14 protein-coding genes are annotated in these 20404 nt (G+C 66.1%); 7 read left to right on the top strand and 7 right to left on the bottom strand.

Features of this window, described 5'->3' with window-relative positions; genetic code table 11:
• Window positions 1-84: 84 nt before the first annotated feature.
• From tsaB to mrcB, 4 genes are all read right to left on the bottom strand, one after another.
• Complete coding sequence (gene tsaB / locus PD885_RS15675; protein WP_002812046.1) at window positions 85-804, bottom strand: tRNA (adenosine(37)-N6)-threonylcarbamoyltransferase complex dimerization subunit type 1 TsaB; 720 nt, start codon at window positions 802-804, stop codon at window positions 85-87.
• Between the two features lie 321 nt (window positions 805-1125).
• Window positions 1126-3126: a DNA repair helicase YoaA gene (gene yoaA, locus PD885_RS15680; RefSeq protein WP_002812047.1), complete on the bottom strand. Its 2001-nt coding sequence runs from the start codon at window positions 3124-3126 to the stop codon at window positions 1126-1128.
• Window positions 3127-3322: 196 nt separating this feature from the next.
• Entirely contained in the window at window positions 3323-3856 is a 534-nt protein-coding gene (locus PD885_RS15685; RefSeq protein ID WP_002812048.1) for a tetratricopeptide repeat protein, read from the bottom strand.
• A gap of 13 nt (window positions 3857-3869) precedes the next feature.
• Complete coding sequence (gene mrcB / locus PD885_RS15690) at window positions 3870-6314, bottom strand: penicillin-binding protein 1B (RefSeq protein ID WP_002812049.1); 2445 nt, start codon at window positions 6312-6314, stop codon at window positions 3870-3872.
• Window positions 6315-6553: 239 nt separating this feature from the next.
• Between mrcB and PD885_RS15695 the strand changes: the two genes are divergently transcribed.
• Entirely contained in the window at window positions 6554-8656 is a 2103-nt protein-coding gene (locus tag PD885_RS15695; RefSeq protein WP_088056982.1) for a glycosyltransferase, read from the top strand.
• 56 nt (window positions 8657-8712) lie between these two features.
• Here the strand turns inward: PD885_RS15695 and PD885_RS15700 are convergent, their stop codons facing one another.
• Both PD885_RS15700 and PD885_RS15705 read right to left on the bottom strand, forming a co-directional pair.
• A complete protein-coding gene (locus tag PD885_RS15700) occupies window positions 8713-10230 on the bottom strand; it encodes a hypothetical protein (protein ID WP_088056983.1) in 1518 nt (505 codons plus the stop codon).
• 181 nt (window positions 10231-10411) lie between these two features.
• Window positions 10412-12595, bottom strand: a complete 2184-nt coding sequence (locus PD885_RS15705) for a RelA/SpoT family protein (protein WP_040762945.1) — start codon at window positions 12593-12595, stop codon at window positions 10412-10414.
• A gap of 91 nt (window positions 12596-12686) precedes the next feature.
• On the opposite strand from PD885_RS15705, the gene PD885_RS20990 reads away from it, so the two are divergent.
• The 6 genes from PD885_RS20990 to pqqE all read left to right on the top strand — a co-directional run bounded on the left by PD885_RS20990 (window position 12687) and on the right by pqqE (window position 16081).
• Complete coding sequence (locus tag PD885_RS20990; RefSeq protein WP_145953993.1) at window positions 12687-12917, top strand: hypothetical protein; 231 nt, start codon at window positions 12687-12689, stop codon at window positions 12915-12917.
• Entirely contained in the window at window positions 12886-12966 is an 81-nt protein-coding gene (gene pqqA, locus PD885_RS15710; RefSeq protein ID WP_002812057.1) for a pyrroloquinoline quinone precursor peptide PqqA, read from the top strand. The genes PD885_RS20990 and pqqA overlap by 32 nt, the downstream gene beginning before the upstream one ends.
• 67 nt (window positions 12967-13033) lie before the next feature.
• Entirely contained in the window at window positions 13034-13933 is a 900-nt protein-coding gene (gene pqqB, locus PD885_RS15715; protein ID WP_002812058.1) for a pyrroloquinoline quinone biosynthesis protein PqqB, read from the top strand.
• Window positions 13930-14682, top strand: coding sequence for a pyrroloquinoline-quinone synthase PqqC (gene pqqC / locus PD885_RS15720; protein WP_002812059.1), 753 nt, complete (start codon window positions 13930-13932; stop codon window positions 14680-14682). Before pqqB ends, pqqC begins: the two co-directional genes overlap by 4 nt.
• Window positions 14679-14957: a pyrroloquinoline quinone biosynthesis peptide chaperone PqqD gene (gene pqqD, locus PD885_RS15725; protein WP_002812060.1), complete on the top strand. Its 279-nt coding sequence runs from the start codon at window positions 14679-14681 to the stop codon at window positions 14955-14957. The genes pqqC and pqqD overlap by 4 nt, the downstream gene beginning before the upstream one ends.
• On the top strand, window positions 14954-16081 hold the full coding sequence (gene pqqE, locus PD885_RS15730; RefSeq protein ID WP_002812061.1) for a pyrroloquinoline quinone biosynthesis protein PqqE: 1128 nt from the start codon (window positions 14954-14956) through the stop codon (window positions 16079-16081). Before pqqD ends, pqqE begins: the two co-directional genes overlap by 4 nt.
• A 189-nt stretch (window positions 16082-16270) precedes the next feature.
• On the opposite strand, the gene hrpA is transcribed toward pqqE, so the two are convergent.
• On the bottom strand, window positions 16271-20392 hold the full coding sequence (gene hrpA / locus PD885_RS15740) for an ATP-dependent RNA helicase HrpA (RefSeq protein WP_088056984.1): 4122 nt from the start codon (window positions 20390-20392) through the stop codon (window positions 16271-16273).
• Window positions 20393-20404 lie beyond the last annotated feature (12 nt).

The raw sequence follows: 20404 nt of genomic DNA on the forward strand, positions 1-20404 counted from the left end.
GCGGCTCGCGGCATTTAATTGCCCAAGCCGGCGACGAATCACTGCCGCATCCGCGCCGACTTATGTCGACAACACACCATGCCACTACGGTGGAACGCCGGCCGCCTTCGCTGCGCGTGCGGCCTGTTGTTCGGCCAGGGTCAGTGCAACGTTGTTGCGCAGATAAGCCGGTTCGACCCGCTCCGGCGCCACGCCTTCGCCGCGCAGCAGCGCCGGCACCGCGAGTGTGAGTAGATCGGCGGCATGCGGCAGCGCGGCAGCGTCGACGCTGGTCAGCTGCCTTGCAAAGTGCTGTTGCAGGAGTGCATCGGCCGCGGCGAATCCGGTGCCGACACCGGCGAAGCGCTGCGCGGCATCGGGCGGGACGAACGCGTCCGGCGCGCACACCACTTCTGGCCCTGATTCCAGCAACCACTCGCCGCGGCGTTCGAAGACACCGGCATACACCTCACCCATGCGCGCATCGATGCAGGCCAGTACGTGCGTCGCATCGTCAGGCGCGCGCAATGCCAGCACCTGCAGCGTGGAGAGCGCCAGCACCGGCAGGTCCAGGCCCAACGCGATGCCTTGCGCGATGCCGATCGCCAGACGCACGCCGGTAAAGGCGCCTGGGCCACGACCGACGGCAATCGCATCGAGCTGGCGGCGTGCGATGCCTGCATCGGCCAGTAGCTGTTCGGCCCACGGCAATACCAGTTCGGCATGGCGGCGCGGCGCCAGTTCGAAATGCTCGATCACGCGACCATCCACGTGCAGCGCAACGGAACAGGCTTCGGTGGAGGTCTCGAACGCAAGGACTTTCATTGGAGAGCCGGACCCCGGAACCCGGGGCCGGAGACTCGGAACGGCGCAAGGCGTGAGATCGTGAAGATGAGCAGTTTCATGGCGGAGCCGGAACCCGAAAGTGACGAAAATTTTAATGCATTGGCCCGGCGCGCTGCAGCGCTGACCGCTGCGCGAACTAAGAGTGGCTGACAAAACCTAGCGAGCAGGTGTGGACGGCGCGGAGCAACCGCAGTGTTCGCCTGGCAAATGCGTTTCGACGCACCGGCCGCGCCTGCCTGGCGGTGAGCGCAGACGTTTTGTTAGCCACTCTAAATACCGCGACAACACGCTGACCAACGCTTACCCCGGTCCTGGGTTCTGGGTCCCCGGTCCCGAGCTCTCCGCACCCAGCCCAAAAAACGCACGCACGTCGCCGATCTCGCGGGTACGCGCAAATGGAGGCAGCGAGTTCATGAAAGTACGGCCATAGCCTTTGTTCACCAACCGCGGATCGCACAGCACCAGCACGCCGCGATCGTTCTCGCTGCGGATCAACCGGCCCACGCCCTGTTTGAGTGCGATCACTGCCTGCGGCAATTGTTCGTCGCGGAACGGATTGCCGCCCTCGCGGCGGATCGCATCCAGGCGTGCTTCAAACACCGGGTCGTCGGGGGCGGCAAACGGCAATTTGTCGATCACCACCACGCTCAAGGCATCGCCGACCACGTCCACACCCTCGCGGAAGCTTGCCGAGCCCAGCAGCACGCCGTTGCCGGAATCGCGAAAGCGTTGCAGCAATGTCGCGCGCGGCGCTTGGCCCTGCACGAACAAGGGCCACCGCGCGCCACGCAACGCTTCGGCGGCTTCGCGCAGCGCGCGGTGCGAGGCAAACAGCAAAAACGCGCGGCCGTTAGATGCCTCCAGCACCGGCGTCAATACGGCGATCAACGCCGTGCCGAAGCCGCGCGCTGCCGGATCCGGCAGATTCGGCGGCAGATAGCACAAAGCCTGACGCGCCCAATCGAAGGGGCTGGGTTGCAGCAAGGTCACCGGATCGCTCAAACCCAGGCGCAGCGCAATGTGATCGAACTCGCCACCTACCGCCAACGTGGCCGAGGTGAACACCCACGCCGCCTGCGATTTTTCGCGATGCTCGCGTAGCGGGCCAGACACATCCAGCGGGGTGCGCTGGCAGCGGAATCCGCGCGGATTGAGCTCGTACCAGAGCACATCGTTCTCCACGGTGTCGGGCAACTCCTGCTCGAAATCCAGCACCGGCGCGTCTTCGCCCAGCCAGCGCGACAAGCGCGCCAGCGCTTCCTGCGCGCGTGCAGTGCAGCCATCGAAACCCGGCGAAGCCTCGCGCAACGGCAGCAAGGCTTCGCCCAACCGCGCCAGCGACGACAGCACCGCATCGAAACCTTCGCGCACCTGCGGCTTGGCCAGCGCACGCCATTGCGTGCCGCGTGGCGGCAGGCCTTCCATACCGGCGCGCAGGCCACGCAAGGCTTCGTCCAACGCCAGGATCGGTTCCTGCAAACTGGCTTGCGCACCGGCGACCGGGCGCGCTTCGACCATGCAGTCGCGCGCCAATTCCTGCCACGGGCGCATGCCGAAACTTTCGCCGAAGAAATTGGCCGCCAGTTCCGGCAGTTGATGCGCTTCGTCGATAACGAAGGCCTGTGCGCCGGGCAGGATCTCGCCGAAGCCTTCCTGCTTGAGGGCCAGGTCGGCCAGCAGCAGATGATGATTGACCACCACCAGATCGGCAGCCTGCGCGCGCTGACGCGCCTGCATCACGAAGCATTCGCTGTAGAACGGGCATTCGGTGCCCAGGCAATTGTCGACAGTGGAGGTCACCAGCGGCAGCAACGGCGAATCGTCCGGCAAAGCGTCCATCTCGGCCATGTCGCCGAACTGGGTGCGCCCGCTCCAGGCCACGATGCGCTGGAACTGCGAGATCTGTTCAGGCGTGGCAAACCGCGGCTCGCCGCGCGCCTGCTGGGTGCGGTATTTGCACAGGTAATTCGCGCGCCCCTTCAGCAACGCGCTGCGCAGGCCAACGCCCAAAGCGGCGCGCACACGCGGCAAATCGCGGTGGAACAGTTGATCCTGCAGCGCGCGCGTGCCGGTCGAGACAATGGTCTTGAGTCCGGACAGCAGCGCCGGCACCAGATAGGCGTAGGTCTTGCCGGTGCCGGTGCCGGCCTCGGCCAACAGCACATCGCGTTGCTCGAACGCCTCGGCGATGGCGCCGGTCAGGCGCAACTGCGCAGCACGCGGCGCAAACGCATCGAGCTGACGCGCAAGCGCACCTCCCTCGCTAAGCGCCTCGATGCTGGCAGTGGCAAGTTGGGACATGAGACCAGACGAAAAGCGGACAGGAAGCACGACAGCCTAGCGCGTTCGCGGTGATGCTGGCTTGGGTGCGCCTGGCCGGTAGCTGGACGCAGCCGGGACCGGAGTATCCGCCTCTCGACCGCAGCGCTCGCCGACGCCACAGTGCTGTCATCGGCGAGCGCGCACCTCTGGAACGATGCGCACCGCGTGGAGTGCTTCAATACCGCTTCACACCAGGCACCGTGCAGCCGGCGATCTGCGATGTGGCCGAGGCAGCGTTTTCTTTCTCGCCCCGCGCGAGCCTCGACTGTTCGATGGTGGCCCAATGACGACGACACAGCGGCCCAGTCTTGGACCCCAGTTCGATTGCCTGCTTGGCGAATCGCTCGGCGGCCGGCCAATCGGCCTGCAGCACCGCCACTTCGGCACGTTCCTGCAGGATCGCTGGGTCGCCGGACACCAGACCCAGCGCCTGATCCAACGCCGCCGCCGCGCCGGGCAGATCGCCGGCCTGGCGCTTGGACCTGGCAGTCTCGCGCAGATCGTCCACCTGCGGGTCGCGTAGCGGCTGCACCGACAGCTCGGTTTCGTCGACGCCGGCCTCGCGTTCGATCAGCAACAACCGTTGGGTGGGCGTGGTCGGGTCCACCGGGGGCCGCCGCGGCGGCGGCGGCGCAGGTGGCGCGCTGACACACCCGGCGAGTGCGGCAAACACGCCGGCGAGGACAAGCAAACGGTGCAATCGGGGCATGGGGTTACTCCAGTCAATGCGCAGGTGGAGCCGTGGCAGGCGCCGGTGCGGGTGCTTCGGGCTTCTTTTCCAGACCGAAGAAACGGCGCCAGCCACCTCCGCTGGATTGCTCGGCAGGTGCCGCAAGATCGCCGGGCGGGGCTTCGATCGACGGTGCATTGCCGGCACACGGAGCATAGGCCGGCGTGAAGCCGACCACGAACGGGAACTGGCGCGCGCCCGGGCAACCGGCATCGGTCACGCCGGTACCGGACGCGTCCACCCACTGCCAGTCCAGGCCCTTGCCGCTGACCTTCAACGGCGCGCTCGGCAGGCGCGCGAAAATGCTCGACCACACCCGCATCGCGCCGGTGGCGCCGTACAGACCGGTCTGCTCGTTCTGATCGTTGCCCATCCAGATTACCGCCAGGTGGTCGCCGGTGTAGCCGGCATACCAGCTGTCGCGGCCATCGTTGGAGGTGCCGGTCTTGCCGGCCGGCGCCAGGCGGCCAAAGCCATCGTCCAGCAACTGCCGCGCGGTACCGCCGCTGACCACCTGCTGCAAGGCGATGCTGATCAGGTTGGCGGCCACCGAATCGCCCTCCTGCGCTGGGGCCGGGGTCTTGTCGTAGCGCTTGAGCAGCTTGCCTTGCGGGTCAAGCACGCCGCGCACCGCATGCAGCGGCTGGATTTCGCCGCCGGCGGCCAGGAATTGGTACAGCTGCGCCATGCCATACGGGCTCTGGTCGGTCGCGCCCAGGATCAGCGACGGATTGGTGTCGGCATTAATACCGGCAAGCACCTGGATCAGTTGTGCGATGCGCTCCGGGCCGACCTGCAGGCCCACGCGCACCGTGGCCTGGTTGTAGGAATGCGCCAACGCATCGATCAGCCGTACTGTACCATGACTGCGGTTGTCGGAATTGCCCGGCGACCAGGTCTTGCCGCGGCTGAGCTGCACCGTGACCGGCGAATCGTCGACCCAACTGGACAAGGCCCAGCGATCCGGCGACGCCAGCGCCAGCAGATACACGAACGGTTTGATCAAAGAGCCGACCTGCCGCTGCGCTTCCACCGCGCGATTGAAGCCTGGCTTGGCGACATCGCGGCTGCCGACCACCGCCAACACATCACCGTTATGCACGTCGGTCAGTACCAGGCCGGCTTGAAGCGGCGGACGCTTCTTGTTGTCCAGCCGCTTGATGGCACCGGTCACTGCGCCTTCGGCATAGGCTTGCGCAGACGGCGACATGCCAGTCAGCACACTCATACCAGCACCTTGCAGCACGCCTTCCGGGTAATCGTGCGCCAGTTGCCGCCGCACCAGATCCACATAGGCCGGGAAGCGATTGGCCGCAACCAACCCGGGCTCGGTGGGTACGCCCAACGGCGCGGCTAGCGCGCGCGCGTATTCGGCGGCGTCGATGAGGTTGTTTTCATGCAGCTTGCCGAGCACGAAATTGCGCCGATCCAGCGCGCGTTCCGGGTTGCGTCGCGGGTCGTAGTAGGACGGCCCCTTGACCAGCCCGATCAGCAACGCGATCTGCTCGGGGGTCATCGAATTGAGCTCGCGACCGAACCACAGTTCGGCTCCCGAGGACACGCCATGAATCGCCTGCCCGCCACGCTGGCCAAGATAGACCTGGTTGAGGTAAGCCTCCAGGATGGTGCGCTTGTCGTAGCGCGCCTCCATGATCACTGCGTACAAAATTTCGTTGAACTTGCGGGTGAATGTCTGTTCCTTGCCGATGCCGAGCAGGCCGCTGCGTGCCAGCTGCTGGGTCAGCGTGCTGGCACCCTGACGCACATGGCCGCCGGAGCGCGCCATGATCCAGGCTGCGCGCACCATGCCGCTGAGATCGATGCCGTGGTGGCTGTTGAAGTCGCGGTCTTCGACCGCCTGCAGGCCGGTAACCAGCAGCTCGGGCACTTCCTCCATGCGCACCAGGCGGCGTTCTTCCTGCTTCTGCCCGTACAAGGTGGCGATGCGCGCCGGGTCCAGACGCGCGCTGTTGAGCACCTTGCGGTCGCCGGCATCGCGCAGGCTGGCGATACGCCCGCCGGACACGCTGACCTCGACACGTCGCGCAGGCACGCGCCCGTCCACGTCGTTGTAGCCGCGGCTGGCGATGGTGAAGCGGCTGCCATCCTGCTGATAGGTACCGGCCAGCTTGGCTTGACCATCGTCGCGGTACGAGGCCGCGTCCAATTCGGTCTTTAAGGTGGCCGCATCCAGCGCATTGCCCGGCACTAGCACCAATGGCCGCCCGTAGACGCGGGTCGGGATCTGCCAACGCAGTTCGCCGAAGCGCTGGGTGACCTGCTTGTTCAGATACACCGTGTAAGGAATCAGGAAACCGAGCGCCAGCGCGATCGCGGCGACACCCCAGACGATCAGTCTGCGTTGCCAGCGGGAGCCTTGCTCGTTGGTGTCGTCCTCGAAATCGTCGGGAGCGTCGTGGTCGTGGCGTCGGGGCACAGGGATGCGAGAATGTAGAGTCCGGCAAGTCTAGCGCAGCGCTGTCATGGCTGTGACCCACCGGGCCCTTAGAACTTAAGAGCGGCTAACGAAACTAGCGGGCTCACCGTCGGTGGGGCGCGGCCAGTGCTCGGAATCAGCATGCACCACTCGTACACTGCGGTTCCGGGCGCACCGTCTGCGCATTCGACGACGACGCGTTACGGTTTACTGCCATGCCACGCTGGAGTTCCAACGCAATGTCGATGTCTTTGGCCGATGCACGCTATCTGTTCAATCGCGTTCTCGGCCTGATCCACCGCAGTGTGGCCAGCATGCGCACACGCGGTTGGCGCGCCACCTGGCAGCGTATTCGCGTGCACACGCAAGCACCGCCGGTCGCGCTCGGCACGCCGCTGTGGTTGCCGGATGCTGCGCCGTTCGCCGCATTTGCGGTGCCGAAAAGCGCCGCGCCACGCGTGACGCTGGTCATTCCGGTCTACAACCACATCGCGCACACGCTGGCCTGTTTGCGCGCGCTGGCCGCGCACCCGCCGCAGTTGAATGTGGAGATCGTCGTTGTCGATGACGGCAGCAGCGACGCCACCGAAGCGCAACTGCCGCAGGTGCAAGGGCTGCACTACCACCGACGCGCAAGCAATGGCGGCTTTATCGCCGCCTGCAACGACGGCATCGTGCTGGCGCGCGGCGACTACGTGGTGCTGCTCAACAACGACACCATTCCGCAGCCCGGTTGGCTGGATCGGCTGATCAACACTTTCGCCCAGCATCCGAGCGCCGGTTTGGTCGGTGCGCAACTGGTGTATCCGGATGGGCGCCTGCAGGAGTCCGGCGGTGTGGTGTTCGGCGATGGAAGCGCCTGGAGCTATGGTCGCTTCGAATCGGCCGACGACCCACGGTATGCGTATGTGCGCACGATGGACTATTGCTCGGGCGCGGCAATCGCGCTGCCGCGCGCGCTATTGCAGACGCTGGATGGGCTGGATCAGCGCTATATGCCGGCGTATTACGAGGACACCGACCTGGCGTTTGCAGTGCGTGCGGCCGGCCATCAGGTACTGGTGCAGCCGGCTAGCGTGGTGGTGCATGACGAAGGCACCAGCAACGGCACCGACACGCGCACCGGGGTGAAGGCGTATCAGGTGCGTAACCAACGCGTGTTCGCCGAAAAATGGCAGCAGGTTCTTGCGATGCAACCGCCAGTCGGCACGGTGCCCGGGCCTGCGCTGCTGCATCGCGGCCAACGCCAGGTGTTGATCCTGGACGAATGCGTCCCGGAACCGGACCGCGATTCCGGCTCGCTGCGGCAATTCAACCTGATCCGCCTGCTACGCCAAGAAGGCGCGCATGTGGTGTTCGTGCCGACCCGCCGCGAACACGCAGGGCGGCACACGCACGCGCTGCAGCAACTGGGGGTGGAAGTCTGGTACGCGCCATTTCTTGAAGGCCTTGGCAGCTGGTTGCGCACGCACGGCCCACGCTTTGCGGTGGTGCTGCTGGTGCGTCACCACGTGGCGCATGCCTGCCTGCCATTGCTGAAGCAGTACGCCCCGCAGGCGCGCACCTTGTTCGATACCGTGGATTTGCACTACGTGCGCGAACGCCGCGGCGCCGAGTTGGCCGGCGATGCCAACCTACTGCGTGCGGCGCAGCGCACCCGGCTGCGCGAACTGGAGATCATGGCCACCACCGACGTCACCGTGCTGGTATCGGCCGCCGAACAGGCGCAACTGCGTCAGGACGCGCCACACATCCGCACCGCCCTGCTGTCCAACCTGCATGACGTGGCCGGCAGCGGCCACAGCTTCGAGCAACGCCGCGATCTGGTGTTCGTCGGCGGCTTCCGGCATCCGCCCAATATGGATGCGGTGCAGTGGTTCATCAGCGCGATCTTCCCGCAGGTGCGTGCGCAATTGCCGAACGTGATTTTTCATTGCATCGGCGCCGACCTGCCGGATGCGCTGAAACTGCTGGCCGATGAATGCCCCGGCGTGCAACTGCACGGGCACGTGCCGGACTTGGTGCCGTACCTGGACAGCGCGCGGATTGCGGTAGCGCCGCTGCGCTTCGGCGCCGGCGTGAAAGGCAAGATCAATCTGAGCATGGCGCACGGACAGCCAGTGGTCGGCACCACCTGCGCGGTGGAAGGCATGCATTTGCGTGATGGCGAAGATGTATGCGTGGCCGATGACGCCGATGCGTTCGCCAGTGCGATCGTGCGCCTGTATCAGGATGCGGCGCTCTGGCAGCGCTTGGCCGACAACGGATTGCGCAACGTGGCCCGGCATTTTTCGCTGGATGCCGCGCGTGACACGGTACGTGAGTTGTTTATTGCCGGTTGAGTAGATACCTCGGCACGCGGGTCGCGCGCATCACTGCGTGGCAACGTGCCGCCGCCTCAACGCTGCTCAACCACAGCCTTGACCCGGCGCGTGAACTCGGCCAGTTCCGGCAATCTAGGATCCAGCTGCTGCGCCTGGTCCTGAGCGTGCCGGGCGAACGCCGCATCTTCCTGACCCAGCCGTTCGTTGCCAACCGCAATCCAGCGCTGCGCCATGCGTCGACGCGCACCGGCCAGCGCGTCCGCGCTCGAGGTCAGCGCCTGCCAGGCATCCAGGCACCCACGCGCGGCGCGCAGGCGGTTGTTGCGTAGTTCGTCTTCGAAACAGCGCTGGCTTGCCGGCGCCACGCGTGCGGCAGCCTGTAGCACGCGCCGATCGCGCGGTGCCAGCGCCTGGGCTGCACGCACCGCGTCATAGGCGCTGGCGCCAGACGGAGTCATCCATTGCTGGCGCATTTCGGCATCGGCCACACGTTGCAGCAGCGCACGCAGACGGAGCTCACGGGCGCCGCGCGACAGGCCGGTTTCGGGGCTGCGCTCGGCATCGCGCGCACGCGCAATCGCCTGCTCGACCTGCGAGATCGACGCAGCGTCTGGCACCAGGATCCGCGCCTCCTGGAGCGATTGCAGTGCAGCATCGAAATGGAAATCTGCCGCCTGGCGACTGGCCTGCGCGGCATATTCGCTTGCCACCTGCTGACGCCCGCGCTGGGCGCTTGCATCGTCCGGTTCGGCCGCCAGCACGGCAGTCAAATCGCGCGCGGCCGGCGCCAACCGACCGCGTCGCAGCAAGGCCTGCGCACGTTGCCGGCGTTGTTCCAGCACGCGGTGGTAATGGCCTTCGGTCAGCGGCAGATCGACATGCCCGGCGTCGTAGCGCCTGGCTGCAGCCAGCAGCGCCGCCGCCTCGCTAAGTGCATCGCGCGCCAACGCGTGGCGTGCCTGCGCCAGTAGATCGGTCAACGCATCCTCGCGCCCTTCCAGCGCATCGGTCCGGTCCGGCGCCAGGGTCAGGATGCGTTGATACAACGGCAGTGCGCTGTCCGGCGTGCCATCCAGGCGGCCTTGTTGTTGCGCGGCCATCGCTTGCGCGAACAAGGCGTCCAAACCGGCGCGACGCGCCTGTAACCCACGCAAGCGCACTGCAACCGGAGCGATCTGCGTCTGCGGCACCTCCACTGCGTTGGCCAGCGCCAGCGCGCGTTGCGCGCTGGCTGCGTCACCAGCCGCGATCGCGGCACGTGCCTGCACTACCGCAGCGGCGCCGATACGCGCCAGTCCGGCACGCGCTTCGCTGCGGTCGCTGTCCAAGGCAAGCGCAGCGGTAAACAGTTCGCGTGCACCACTGCCATCGGCAGCACTGAGCTGGCCGCGCGACAAAGCCGCATCGCCACGCTGTAGCAGTTGCTGGATGCGCGTGTCCGGCCATACCCAATCGGCCAGCGGCTTACGCAGGGCGATGACAGACAACACTAGGCATGCGGACAGCACCAACACCGCGCGCCAGAGCAAACGGCTGCGCAATGGCGCCCGGGGGCGGGGCGGCGATCTGGCCCAGCGCGGAAGCGGGAACATGCGGTGGCGTGCATCCTTGGCGCGACCTGACGGGGACGCGTTTACCGCATTATGGTAGCTGGCCTTACTGCGAAGGCGAGGTGCGTTTTTAGGATTTGGGATTCGTCAGGCAGGCACAGGCACACTCCTGATGTGCCGCCGTTTTCCGACTGACCCGGTGCTGCCAGGACGCGGTCTGCGCTCAGCCTAGCCGCCTCACCTCGTTGACGCCGGGCAACGCATCCAGCTTGCCAAGCAGGCCGGACAATTGATCGAAATCGCTGACCTTCAGCCGCAACCGCAGCTGCGCTCTGCCGGTGTCGCGCACGTTGTCGCTGTTGATTTCCAGCACGTGCGCATCCTCCTGCGCAATCAGGTTGGTGATGTCCTTGAGCAACCAGCGGCGGTCGACCGCGCGCACCTGCACATCCACTTCGTAGCCGCTGCCGGCCTGGCCCCACTCCACGGGAAGCACGCGCTGCGGATGCGCCGCCGCCAGCCGCGACAGTTCCGCGCAATCGGTGCGATGCACAGTGATGCCGCGGCCGCGGGTCAGATAGCCGGCGATCGGCTCGCCCGCCACCGGCTGGCAGCAGCGCGCCAGTTGCACCAGCAGATTGCCCACGCCCTGCACGGTGAACTTGGACTTGCCCAGGCCCTCTCGGCGTGCGGTGGGCCGTGGCGGCGCTGGCACCGCGGGCTGCGAGGCGGCCCGTTCGGCCTCCAGCAGGGCGCGGCTGACCTGGTTGGGCCCGGTATCGCCCAGTGCCACCTGGATATACAGATCGTCCACGTTCTCGGCGTGGAATTTGCGCGCGGCCACGCTCAGATCGGAGTGCTGCAGGCCCAGACGCTTGAGTTCGCGATCGAGCAAGTCCTTGCCGGCCTGCACGTTGCGTGCGCGGTCGAGTTTGTGGAACCACGCGCGCACCTTGTCGCGCGAACGCCCGCTGGCCAGAAAGCCGTTGGACGCCAGCAGCCAGTCGCGGCGCGGGTCGGCTTCTTTGGCGGTCATGATCTCCACGCGGTCGCCGCTGCGCAGCCGATAGGTCAGCGGCACAATGCGATCGTTCACGCGTGCGCCGCGGCAGCGATGGCCCACCATGGTATGCACGTGATAAGCAAAATCCAGCGGCGTGCCGCCTTGCGGCAGATCGATGACCTCGCCCTTGGGCGTGAGCGCATACACGCGGTCTTCGATCAGCTCGGCATCCAGCGCACCGGCCAGTTCACCGTGGTCGCCCTCCTGCACCTGCTCCAACAACTGGCGCATCCACAGAATCTTGCGGTCGAAAGCCTTCTCGCCGCCCTTGCCGCCTTCCTTGTATTTCCAATGCGCGGCCACGCCGAGTTCGGCCTGGGCATGCATTTCATGAGTACGAATCTGGATTTCGATCGTGCGCCCTTCCGGGCCGACCACTGCGGTATGCAGCGAGCGATAGTCGTTGGCCTTGGGCCGGGCGATGTAATCGTCGAACTCGCTCGGCACCGGCGCCCACAACGAGTGCACCGCCCCCAGCGCGGCATAGCAGGCGGCAACGTCGTCGACCATCACCCGCACCGCGCGGATGTCGTACAACTGGTCGAAGGACAGCCGCTTTTTCTGCATCTTCCGCCAGATGCTGTAGATGTGCTTCGGCCGCCCGCTCACTTCCGCGCGCAGGCCCTGCTGGGCCAGCGTCGTCGACAAGGTGCGCTTGACTGCATCCAGGTAGCGCTCGCGCGCCACGCGGGTTTCGTCCACCTCGCGGGCGATGCGGCGGTAGGTGTACGGCTCCAGGTGCCGGAACGCCAGGTCTTCCAGCTCCCACTTCACCTGCCAGATGCCCAGCCGGTTGGCCAGCGGCGCATGGATGTCGCGGGTAAGCTGGGCCAGTGCGCGGCGCTGCTCTTCGCTCAGGCGGTCAGCCACGCGCATGCGCGCCAACTGCCGCGCCAGCAGGATCGGCACCACCCGCAAATCGTGGATGATGGACAGTAACAGCCGCCGCAGGCCTTCGCTGTTGCGCCCGGCCTCGCGACCGGCATGCAGGGCCCAGACCTGGTCGGCCGCATCCAGCCCGTCCAGCAGTCCTTCGACCGCCACCCGGCGCTCCGCCGGTTGCCACGGCAGGCTGGCGATCGCGCCGCGCAAGGCCGGCAGGTCGAACAACAGTGCCGCAATCAAGGTGGCCTCGTCGGCGGCCAGCAACCCCAATGCGTCCAGCGTGTCGGCGAGCAGCGACCAGGGCACGTTCTCGCTCTGCGCTGGCAGCTGCTGCCAGGCCTGCGCCAAGGCGTCACGCAGGTCTGGCGCGATAGATGCGATGGCGGGACGCTGCAGCAAGGTCTGCAGGCGCTCGAATGAGGAACTGGTCGCAGCGGTGGACACGGCAATGGGCAACAACAAGGGGCTGACAGCTACGGTAACGTGCGCGTCACCTTCTCCACAACGCGCGAGTGGCTCGCGATAGGCGCAATGCCGCACGCTTGCGCTTATGGTCGGTTCACCCGCCAAGGTCTTGATTCGCAACCGCTACGCGCCCGGATTGGTGCAGCGCCGCAGGTCAATCGGCACGCTCAATCGGCTTTTTACGCGCTTTTTACAACTCGCCCAAACCGCCTGCCTATCCTCCAGTGGCGTTGTCGCTGCATCCTGCCGCGGCGACGTCACTCCAACCAACTGCGAGGTAGCCGATGAAGACCTGGAAGAAGCCTGTCGTTCGTGAAGTCAACTGTGGCGCCGAGATCAACTGCTACGTCTCCGGCGAATTCTGAGCGTACCTGCCGCCCTTCCTCCCGCATGCATGACCGGCAATCGCCGGCAGATAGGTAACAGTTCTCCATGCGCATCATCGTTCTGGGATCGGCGGCCGGCGGTGGGCACCCGCAGTGGAATTGCCACACCCCCGCCAGTCGGCGGGCATGGCAACAAGCGGGCGGTGCCCAACGTCGTACCCAGGCCAGCATCGCCGTCAGCGCCGATGGCCAGCGTTGGGTCCTGATCAACGCCTCACCCGATTTCCGTCAACAAATTCTCGCAACGCCCGTGCTGTGGCCGCAACACGGTCTGCGGCATTCGCCAATCGAAGCAGTGCTGCTGACCAGCGGCGAGATCGACCATATCGCCGGGTTGCTGTCGATGCGCGAGAGCCAGACGTTTTCGCTACATGCGAGCAGCCGCGTGCTGGACCTGCTGGCGCAGAACCCCATTTTCGATGCGGTCAATCCAACGTATGTGCAGCGCCAGCCGTTTGCGCTCGACACGCCGGTGTCGCTGCTGGGTCTGCAACTGACGCCATTCTCGGTGCCCGGCAAGGTGCCGCTGTTCATGGAATCGCGCAGCGGTGGCGACCTGGCCGGCTCCAACGAAGAAACACTCGGGCTGACCATCGACGATGGCCAGCACCGCGTGCATTACATTCCCGGCTGCGCGGCAATGACCGATGCCTTGCGCGCGCGCCTGCAGGGCGCCGAACTGGTGTTCTTCGACGGCACGCTGTGGCGTGACGACGAGATGGTGCAACTGGGCGTCAGCCAGAAGACCGGCCAGCGCATGGGCCACATGAGCATCGACGGCCCCGACGGCACCATTGCCGCGTTTGCCCCGCTGGAGGTGGCGCGCAAGATCTTCATCCATATCAACACCACCAATCCCGTGCTCGACATCCACTCGCCGGAGTACGCCAGCGCGCGTGCCAGCGGCTGGGACGTCGCGCACGACGGCCTGGAGATCACCCTGTGACCACCCTGCTCACCCCGGACCAGCTGGAAGCGGACCTGCGTGCCATCGGCGCCCGCCTGTATCACGACCAGCATCCCTTCCACGCGCTATTGCACGAAGGCAGGCTCGATCTCGGCCAGGTCCAGGCCTGGGCGCTGAATCGCTTCGAATATCAGCGCTGCATTCCATTGAAGGACGCCGCGATCCTGGCGCGCATGGAAGACCCGGCGTTGCGACGGATCTGGCGGCAACGCATCCTCGATCACGACGGCAACAGCCCCGGCGATGGCGGCATTGCGCGTTGGCTGCACCTGACCGACGCGCTCGGCTTGGATCGTGCACTGGTGGAATCCGGCCGTGCGCTCCTGCCCGGCACCCGGTTTGCGGTGCAGGCCTATCTGCAGTTCGTGCGCGAAACAAGCCTGCTCGAAGCGATCGCCTCCTCGCTCACCGAGTTGTTCGCCCCCAACATCATCGGCCGGCGGGTGGCTGGCATGCTCAAGCATTACGACTTCGTTTCGCCCGAAGCGCTGGCCTATTTCGAGCATCGCCTGACCGAAGCGCCCCGTGATTCGGATTTTGCGCTGGACTACGTCAAGCAACACGCCGATACCGTCGAGAAACAAGACCTGGTCAAGGCCGCGCTGCACTTCAAGTGCTCGGTGCTGTGGGCGCAACTGGACGCATTGCACGTGGCCTACGTCGCCCCGGGCATCATGTGGCCGGATGCGTTCGTGCCCGCCCGCGACGCCAGCCGGGCCGCGGCGTGAGCAGCATCACCCGCGACAGCCAGCCGGCCCTGCGCGCAGGCGTGCGCCTGCAGCACGACCGCGCGCGCGACCAATGGGTGCTGCTGGCGCCGGAACGGGTGGTCGAGCTGGACGAGATCGCACTGGTGGTGGCGCAGCGCTACGACGGCGCGCGCTCGCTGGCGCAGATCGCGCAGGAACTGGCGGGCGAATTCGATGCCGACGCGGCCGATATCGAGGTTGATGTAATCGAACTCACCAACACCCTGCATCAGAAGCATCTGCTGCGGCTATGAACATCGCCCCGCCGCCGCTGTCCGTGCTGCTGGAGCTGACCCATCGCTGCCCGTTGGCCTGCCCGTATTGCTCCAACCCGATCGCATTGGCGGCGCTGCGCGAGGAAATGGATACCGCCGGCTGGTGCTCGCTGCTGCAGCAGGCTGCCGACATGGGCGTGCTGCAGGCGCATTTTTCCGGCGGCGAACCGATGCTGCGCAAGGACCTGCCCGAGCTGGTGGCGCATGCACGCGCGCTTGGGCTGTACAGCAACCTGATCACCTCCGGCGTGGCCGGCGGTGAGCCGATGCTTGATCAATTGCAGGCTGCAGGACTGGAGCATGTGCAGCTGAGCGTGCAGGACGTCGACCCGGCCGGTGCCGACCGCATCGCCGGCTATCGCAACAGTCTGGCGAAGAAGCGCGAGTTCGCCGCCGCGGTACGTGCGCGTGGCCTGCCGCTGACGCTCAATGCGGTCCTGCATCGCCATAACGCCGAGCGCGTGCCCGGCATGATCGCGCTGGCGCTGGAATGGCAGGCCGAGCGCATCGAAGTGGCGCATACCCAGTACTACGGCTGGGGCCTGCGCAATCGCGCCGCGCTGATGCCCAGCCGCGAGCAGCTGATGGCCACGATTGCCGCGGTGGAAGCCGCGCGGCGCGAGCTCGGCGACCGCCTGGCGATCGACTTCGTCACCCCCGACTACTACGCCCGCCAGCCCAAGCCGTGCATGGGCGGCTGGGGCCAGCGCTTCGTCAACATCTCCCCGCGCGGCGATGTGCTGCCCTGCCATGCGGCAGAAACCATCGACGGCATGCGCTTCGACAACCTGCGCGAGCGTTCGCTGGCCGACATCTGGAACAACGGCGAGGCCTTCGTGCGCTTCCGCGGCACCGCATGGATGCCGGACGTGTGCCAAGGCTGCCCCAAGCGCGAGATCGACTGGGGCGGCTGCCGCTGCCAGGCCCTGGCGCTCAGCGGCGATGCCGCCACGTTAGACCCTGTCTGCGAACGCTCACCGGTGCATGCACAGGTGCGCGCCACCGCCGAAAGCGAGGCAGCAGCTACTCCGCCGGAGTTCATCTACCGGCGCCCGCGTCGTCCCGAACGCGCCCCGTCGGTCACCGCAAACACCCAGGAATAAACAGCTTCGGCCGACGTTGACAACGCCTGCAAACGACTGGCTGCAGGGCAAGGTCGCCAAAGAGGCCGCGGTCGTGGTCGAACAGGCCAAAGAAGCCAGCTGTCAGGAAATCATCGTCAAGAACCGCGGCTTCGTCGACTTCGGCAGCAAGAAACCGATCGCAAGCAACAAAAGATCACCACGCGCAGCTCAACTCCGCAACGCCGCCACTCGCTGCGACAACTTCTTCGCAGACACGCCCGACTTCGCACCCAGTTCCTGCGCGAAGACCGACACGCGCAGCTCTTCCAGACCCCAACGCAGCGCTTGCCATTCCTCACGTTGCTGCAAGCCGCGCGCGGCTGCGTCGTCCAATGCATCCACGAACGGCTTGAGTTCGAGCATGCGCACCTGGTCGCGGACCGGATCGCGCTTGGCCCGCTCGGTGCGCACGATCATCGCCTTGAGGTAACGCGGATAATTGGCCAGCGCCTCGGCAGGTGTCTCGCGCAGGAAGCCGGCGTGCACCAGCGCGCGCAACTGCTGCTCCATATCGTCCAGATTGCCGCGCGCCCAGCCCATCAACGGCGCCTCCAGCAGCGGCTTGAGTTCGGCGACCTCACCGAGAATGCTTTCGGCCAGCTTCAGCCGTTCCATCGCCTCGCCGAACAGGCGCTTAATCGCATCGTTGCGGCGTTGCGCAAAGGCGCCCGGTTCGCGGATGGCGCCCAAGCCCTCAGCCAATACCGCATTGAGGGCGGCATCGACCAGATCGCCACGCAGGCGTTCGTGCGATTCGATTGCCGCATACAGCAGCCCGGTCTTGGGCGACACCGGCAATTGCTTGCGTGCCTGCTTGATCTTGTCGGCCAGCGCGATTTCCAGCAGCCGGCGCACGCCGTGTGGATGCGCCTTTGCCGCCTCATTGCGATCGGCAAAGATGCGTAGCGCCGCATCTTTGCCCTGATCCACCAGTGCAGGATACGCCGGCACACCGGCCTCGCCCGCCACCTGCTCGGGGATCGGCGTGGCCGGAAAATCACGCAAGCCTTCAGCGGCCAAGGCACGGCCGGCACGCGCGGCAAACGCCTGAGCGGCACGCGCGCCGAAGCGCGCGCGAAGCCCGTCCAGATCGCGCGATTCGGCCAGCACCTTGCCGTCGTCATCGCGCAGGCGCAGGTTCATCAGCAAGTGCGTGTCCAGCGATTCTTCGTCGAAGTCCAGCGCCGCCACCTGGGTGCCGGTGGCCCTGGTCAGAAAGCGTGCCAGCTCGCCGCGGATATCGTCGGCAGAGGCGATGCTGTAGGCCTCATAGAACGCACGGCCGAAATCCGGCGCCGGCACATAATTGCGACGCTGCGCCTTGGGCAGGCTGCGGATCAATGCCGATGCCTTATCAGCAACGAAACCCGGCGCAAGCCACGACAAGCGTGCCGGATCCAGCGCATTGAGCAGGTGCAGCGGCACATCCAGGGTGACGCCATCATCGATGGCGCCCGGCTCGAAGCGGTAATGCAGCGGCAGCCGCGCATCGCCAAGCGGGAAATACTTCGGAAAGCGATCTGCCTCGCTGCCTTCGCCCGGCAGCAGATCGTTCAATGACCAATGCAGGCTGCGGCGCTTGTCCGGCGGCAATGTCTTCCACCACGCATCCAGGCCGCTGGCCGAGTGCAGTTCGGCCGGAATGCGATCCAGATACCAGCGCGCCTGCCAGCCCTCATCGGCGACGATGCCGGCGCGACGCAACTTGGCTTCTTCCTCACGTGCCTGCTCCAGCACCTTGAGGTTGTCAGCGATAAACGCTGCGTGCGTATTGATTTCCCCGGTCATCAGGCCCTGCCGCACGAACAAGTCATGCGCAGCAGCCGGGTCAATCTTGCCGAAATGCACCGGCTTTTTCGGCGCCAGCACCAGCCCGAACAGACTGATCTGCTCGGACGCCAGCACCTGCCCCTGCGCACGCGACCAATGCGGGTCGAAGTGCTTGCGCGCGAGCAGATGCGGCAACTCAGCGATCGCCCAATCCGGCTCGATTGCCGCATTGGTCATGCCCCACACTTTTTGCGTATCCAGCAGCGTGGCGGCCAGCATCCACGGCGGCGGTTTACGTGCCAATGCAGAGCCGGGGAATGGCACGAACCGGCGTTGCCGCGCTGCCAAAAAATCGCCCTTCTCGCTGCGATGGCCGATCTGCGTGGGCAAACCCGCCAACAGCGCGCGATGCAATGCCTGATACGCGGCGGCGCGTTCGCGCTCGCTCGTGCGTGCCGACACGTCGGCGGCCTCGGCCTGCTTGTTCGCAGCCGCCACCGCCTGTTGCACGGGCGGCGCACTCGGATCCGGCTTGCCTTCGCGCGCCAGACGTGCGGCGCGATGCAGCTGCCCGCGCGTCGGCCGGTTGGCGTTGTGGCCGTCCTCGCGCGCCGGCGCGTTGGCACCGGCCAGCAACGGCGCCAACATCACATTGGCCGGCTCTTCGCTCCAACCGAGCTCCTCGCATAGCAGCCGCAACTGCCGATGCAGCTCTCGCCACTCACGCATGCGCAAAAAGCCCAGAAAATGCCGATTGCACCACTCACGCAACTTGGACTGGGTGAGATCTTCGTGCACCTGTCGGTACGCCTCCCACAAACGCAGGATGCCAACGAATTCCGAGCGCGCATCGGCAAACAGCGCATGTGCGTTGTCGGCGACCTCGCGTGCCTCGGGCGGGCGCTCGCGCGGATCCTTGATGCCCAGGAACGCGGCGATGACGATCATCTCGCGCAGGCAGCCATGTTGCTGCGCGGCCACCAGCATGCGTGCCAGCTTGACGTCCACCGGCAGGCGCGCCATCTGGCGGCCAATCGCAGTCAAGCGTCGTTCGGCATCGATCGCACCCAGTTCCAACAATTGCTGCCAGCCATCGGCGACCGCACGCTCGTCGGGCGCTTCCAGGAATGGGAAATCCTCGATCCGCCCCAGGCCCAACTGCAGCATGCGCAGGATCACGCCCGACAACGATGCCCGCCGGATTTCCGGGTCGGTAAACGCCGGCCGCGCGGCAAAGTCCGCTTCGGCATATAGGCGGTAGCAGATGCCCTCGGAAATACGTCCGCAGCGACCCATGCGCTGATTGGCGCTGGCCTGCGAGATCGGCTCGATATGTAGACGGTCCAGCTTCTGGCGCGGGCTGTAACGTTTGATGCGCGCAAAACCGGGATCCACCACATAGCGGATGCGCGGCACCGTCAGCGAGGTCTCGGCAACGTTGGTGGCCAGCACCAGGCGCCGACGCGGGCCCGGGTTGAACACCCGATCCTGATCGGCCGCCGACAGCCGCGCGTACAGCGGCACCACTTCGGTTTCGCGGTATTTGCGCCGTTCCAGCGACTGGTGTGCATCGCGAATCTCACGCTCGCCCGGCAAGAACATCAGCACATCGCCGCGCGGGTCGATGCGGGTGATTTCGTCGATCGCCGCCACGATCGCATCGTTGACAGTGCGCTCGCCATCGCGGCCGTTGCTCTGCTCGCCATCGCCGCTATCGCCCACCTCGCCTTCGAGCGGGCGGTAGCGTACTTCGACCGGGAAGGTGCGGCCTTCCACATTGATCACCGGCGCGTTGTCGAAATGCTGCGCAAAGCGCTCGGTATCGATGGTGGCCGAGGTTACGATCAGCTTGAGATCGGAGCGCTTTTGCAGCAGCTGCTTGAGATAGCCCAACAGGAAATCAATGTTGAGGCTGCGCTCGTGCGCCTCGTCCACGATGATGGTGTCGTAAGCTGAAAGCCAGCGGTCGCTGGCGATCTCGGCCAGCAGGATGCCGTCGGTCATGAACTTGATCCGCGACTGCTCGCTCACCCGGTCGGTGAAGCGCACCTGGAAGCCGACCGTCGTACCCAACGGCGTCTTCAACTCGTCGGCAACCCGCGCAGCCACCGCACGCGCGGCGATCCGGCGCGGCTGGGTGCAACCGATCATGCCGGCCGCACCGCGCCCGGCCGCCAGGCACAGCTTGGGCAGCTGAGTGGTCTTGCCCGAGCCGGTTTCGCCGGCAATAACCACCACTTGATGGTCACGGATCAGCGCGATGATGCGCTCGGCCTCGCGCGCGATCGGTAGCTGCATGTCCAGCGCGATGTCAGGCTGCTGCTCGGCACGCGCCTGGCGCTGCGCCTGCGATGCCGCCAGCGCCTGCTCGAAGGCTTCGCGCACCTGCGGGTTGCCGGGCTTGCCCTGCCAGCGCGACCATAAACCGAGCAACCGGCCGCGGTCACGGCTCATCGCGCCATCGACGGCACGGCGGCGCTCACGCAAGGTGTTTGCAAGGTCGGTGTCGATAGCGCTCATTGATTGAAAAAT

Source organism: Xanthomonas fragariae, from assembly GCF_900183975.1.
In the GTDB taxonomy this organism is placed as follows: domain Bacteria; phylum Pseudomonadota; class Gammaproteobacteria; order Xanthomonadales; family Xanthomonadaceae; genus Xanthomonas; species Xanthomonas fragariae.

Excerpts from the sequence above, each read along its gene's own strand:
- pqqA (WP_002812057.1), top strand. The coding sequence starts at position 12,886 with ATGAAGACCTGGAAGAAGCCTGTCGTTCGTGAAGTCAACTGTGGCGCC.
- hrpA (WP_088056984.1), bottom strand. The coding sequence starts at position 20,392 with ATGAGCGCTATCGACACCGACCTTGCAAACACCTTGCGTGAGCGCCGC.
- pqqB (WP_002812058.1), top strand. The coding sequence starts at position 13,034 with ATGCGCATCATCGTTCTGGGATCGGCGGCCGGCGGTGGGCACCCGCAG.
- PD885_RS15695 (WP_088056982.1), top strand. The coding sequence starts at position 6,554 with ATGTCGATGTCTTTGGCCGATGCACGCTATCTGTTCAATCGCGTTCTC.
- tsaB (WP_002812046.1), bottom strand. The coding sequence starts at position 804 with ATGAAAGTCCTTGCGTTCGAGACCTCCACCGAAGCCTGTTCCGTTGCG.
- PD885_RS20990 (WP_145953993.1), top strand. The coding sequence starts at position 12,687 with ATGGTCGGTTCACCCGCCAAGGTCTTGATTCGCAACCGCTACGCGCCC.
- pqqE (WP_002812061.1), top strand. The coding sequence starts at position 14,954 with ATGAACATCGCCCCGCCGCCGCTGTCCGTGCTGCTGGAGCTGACCCAT.
- yoaA (WP_002812047.1), bottom strand. The coding sequence starts at position 3,126 with ATGTCCCAACTTGCCACTGCCAGCATCGAGGCGCTTAGCGAGGGAGGT.
- PD885_RS15685 (WP_002812048.1), bottom strand. The coding sequence starts at position 3,856 with ATGCCCCGATTGCACCGTTTGCTTGTCCTCGCCGGCGTGTTTGCCGCA.
- PD885_RS15700 (WP_088056983.1), bottom strand. The coding sequence starts at position 10,230 with ATGTTCCCGCTTCCGCGCTGGGCCAGATCGCCGCCCCGCCCCCGGGCG.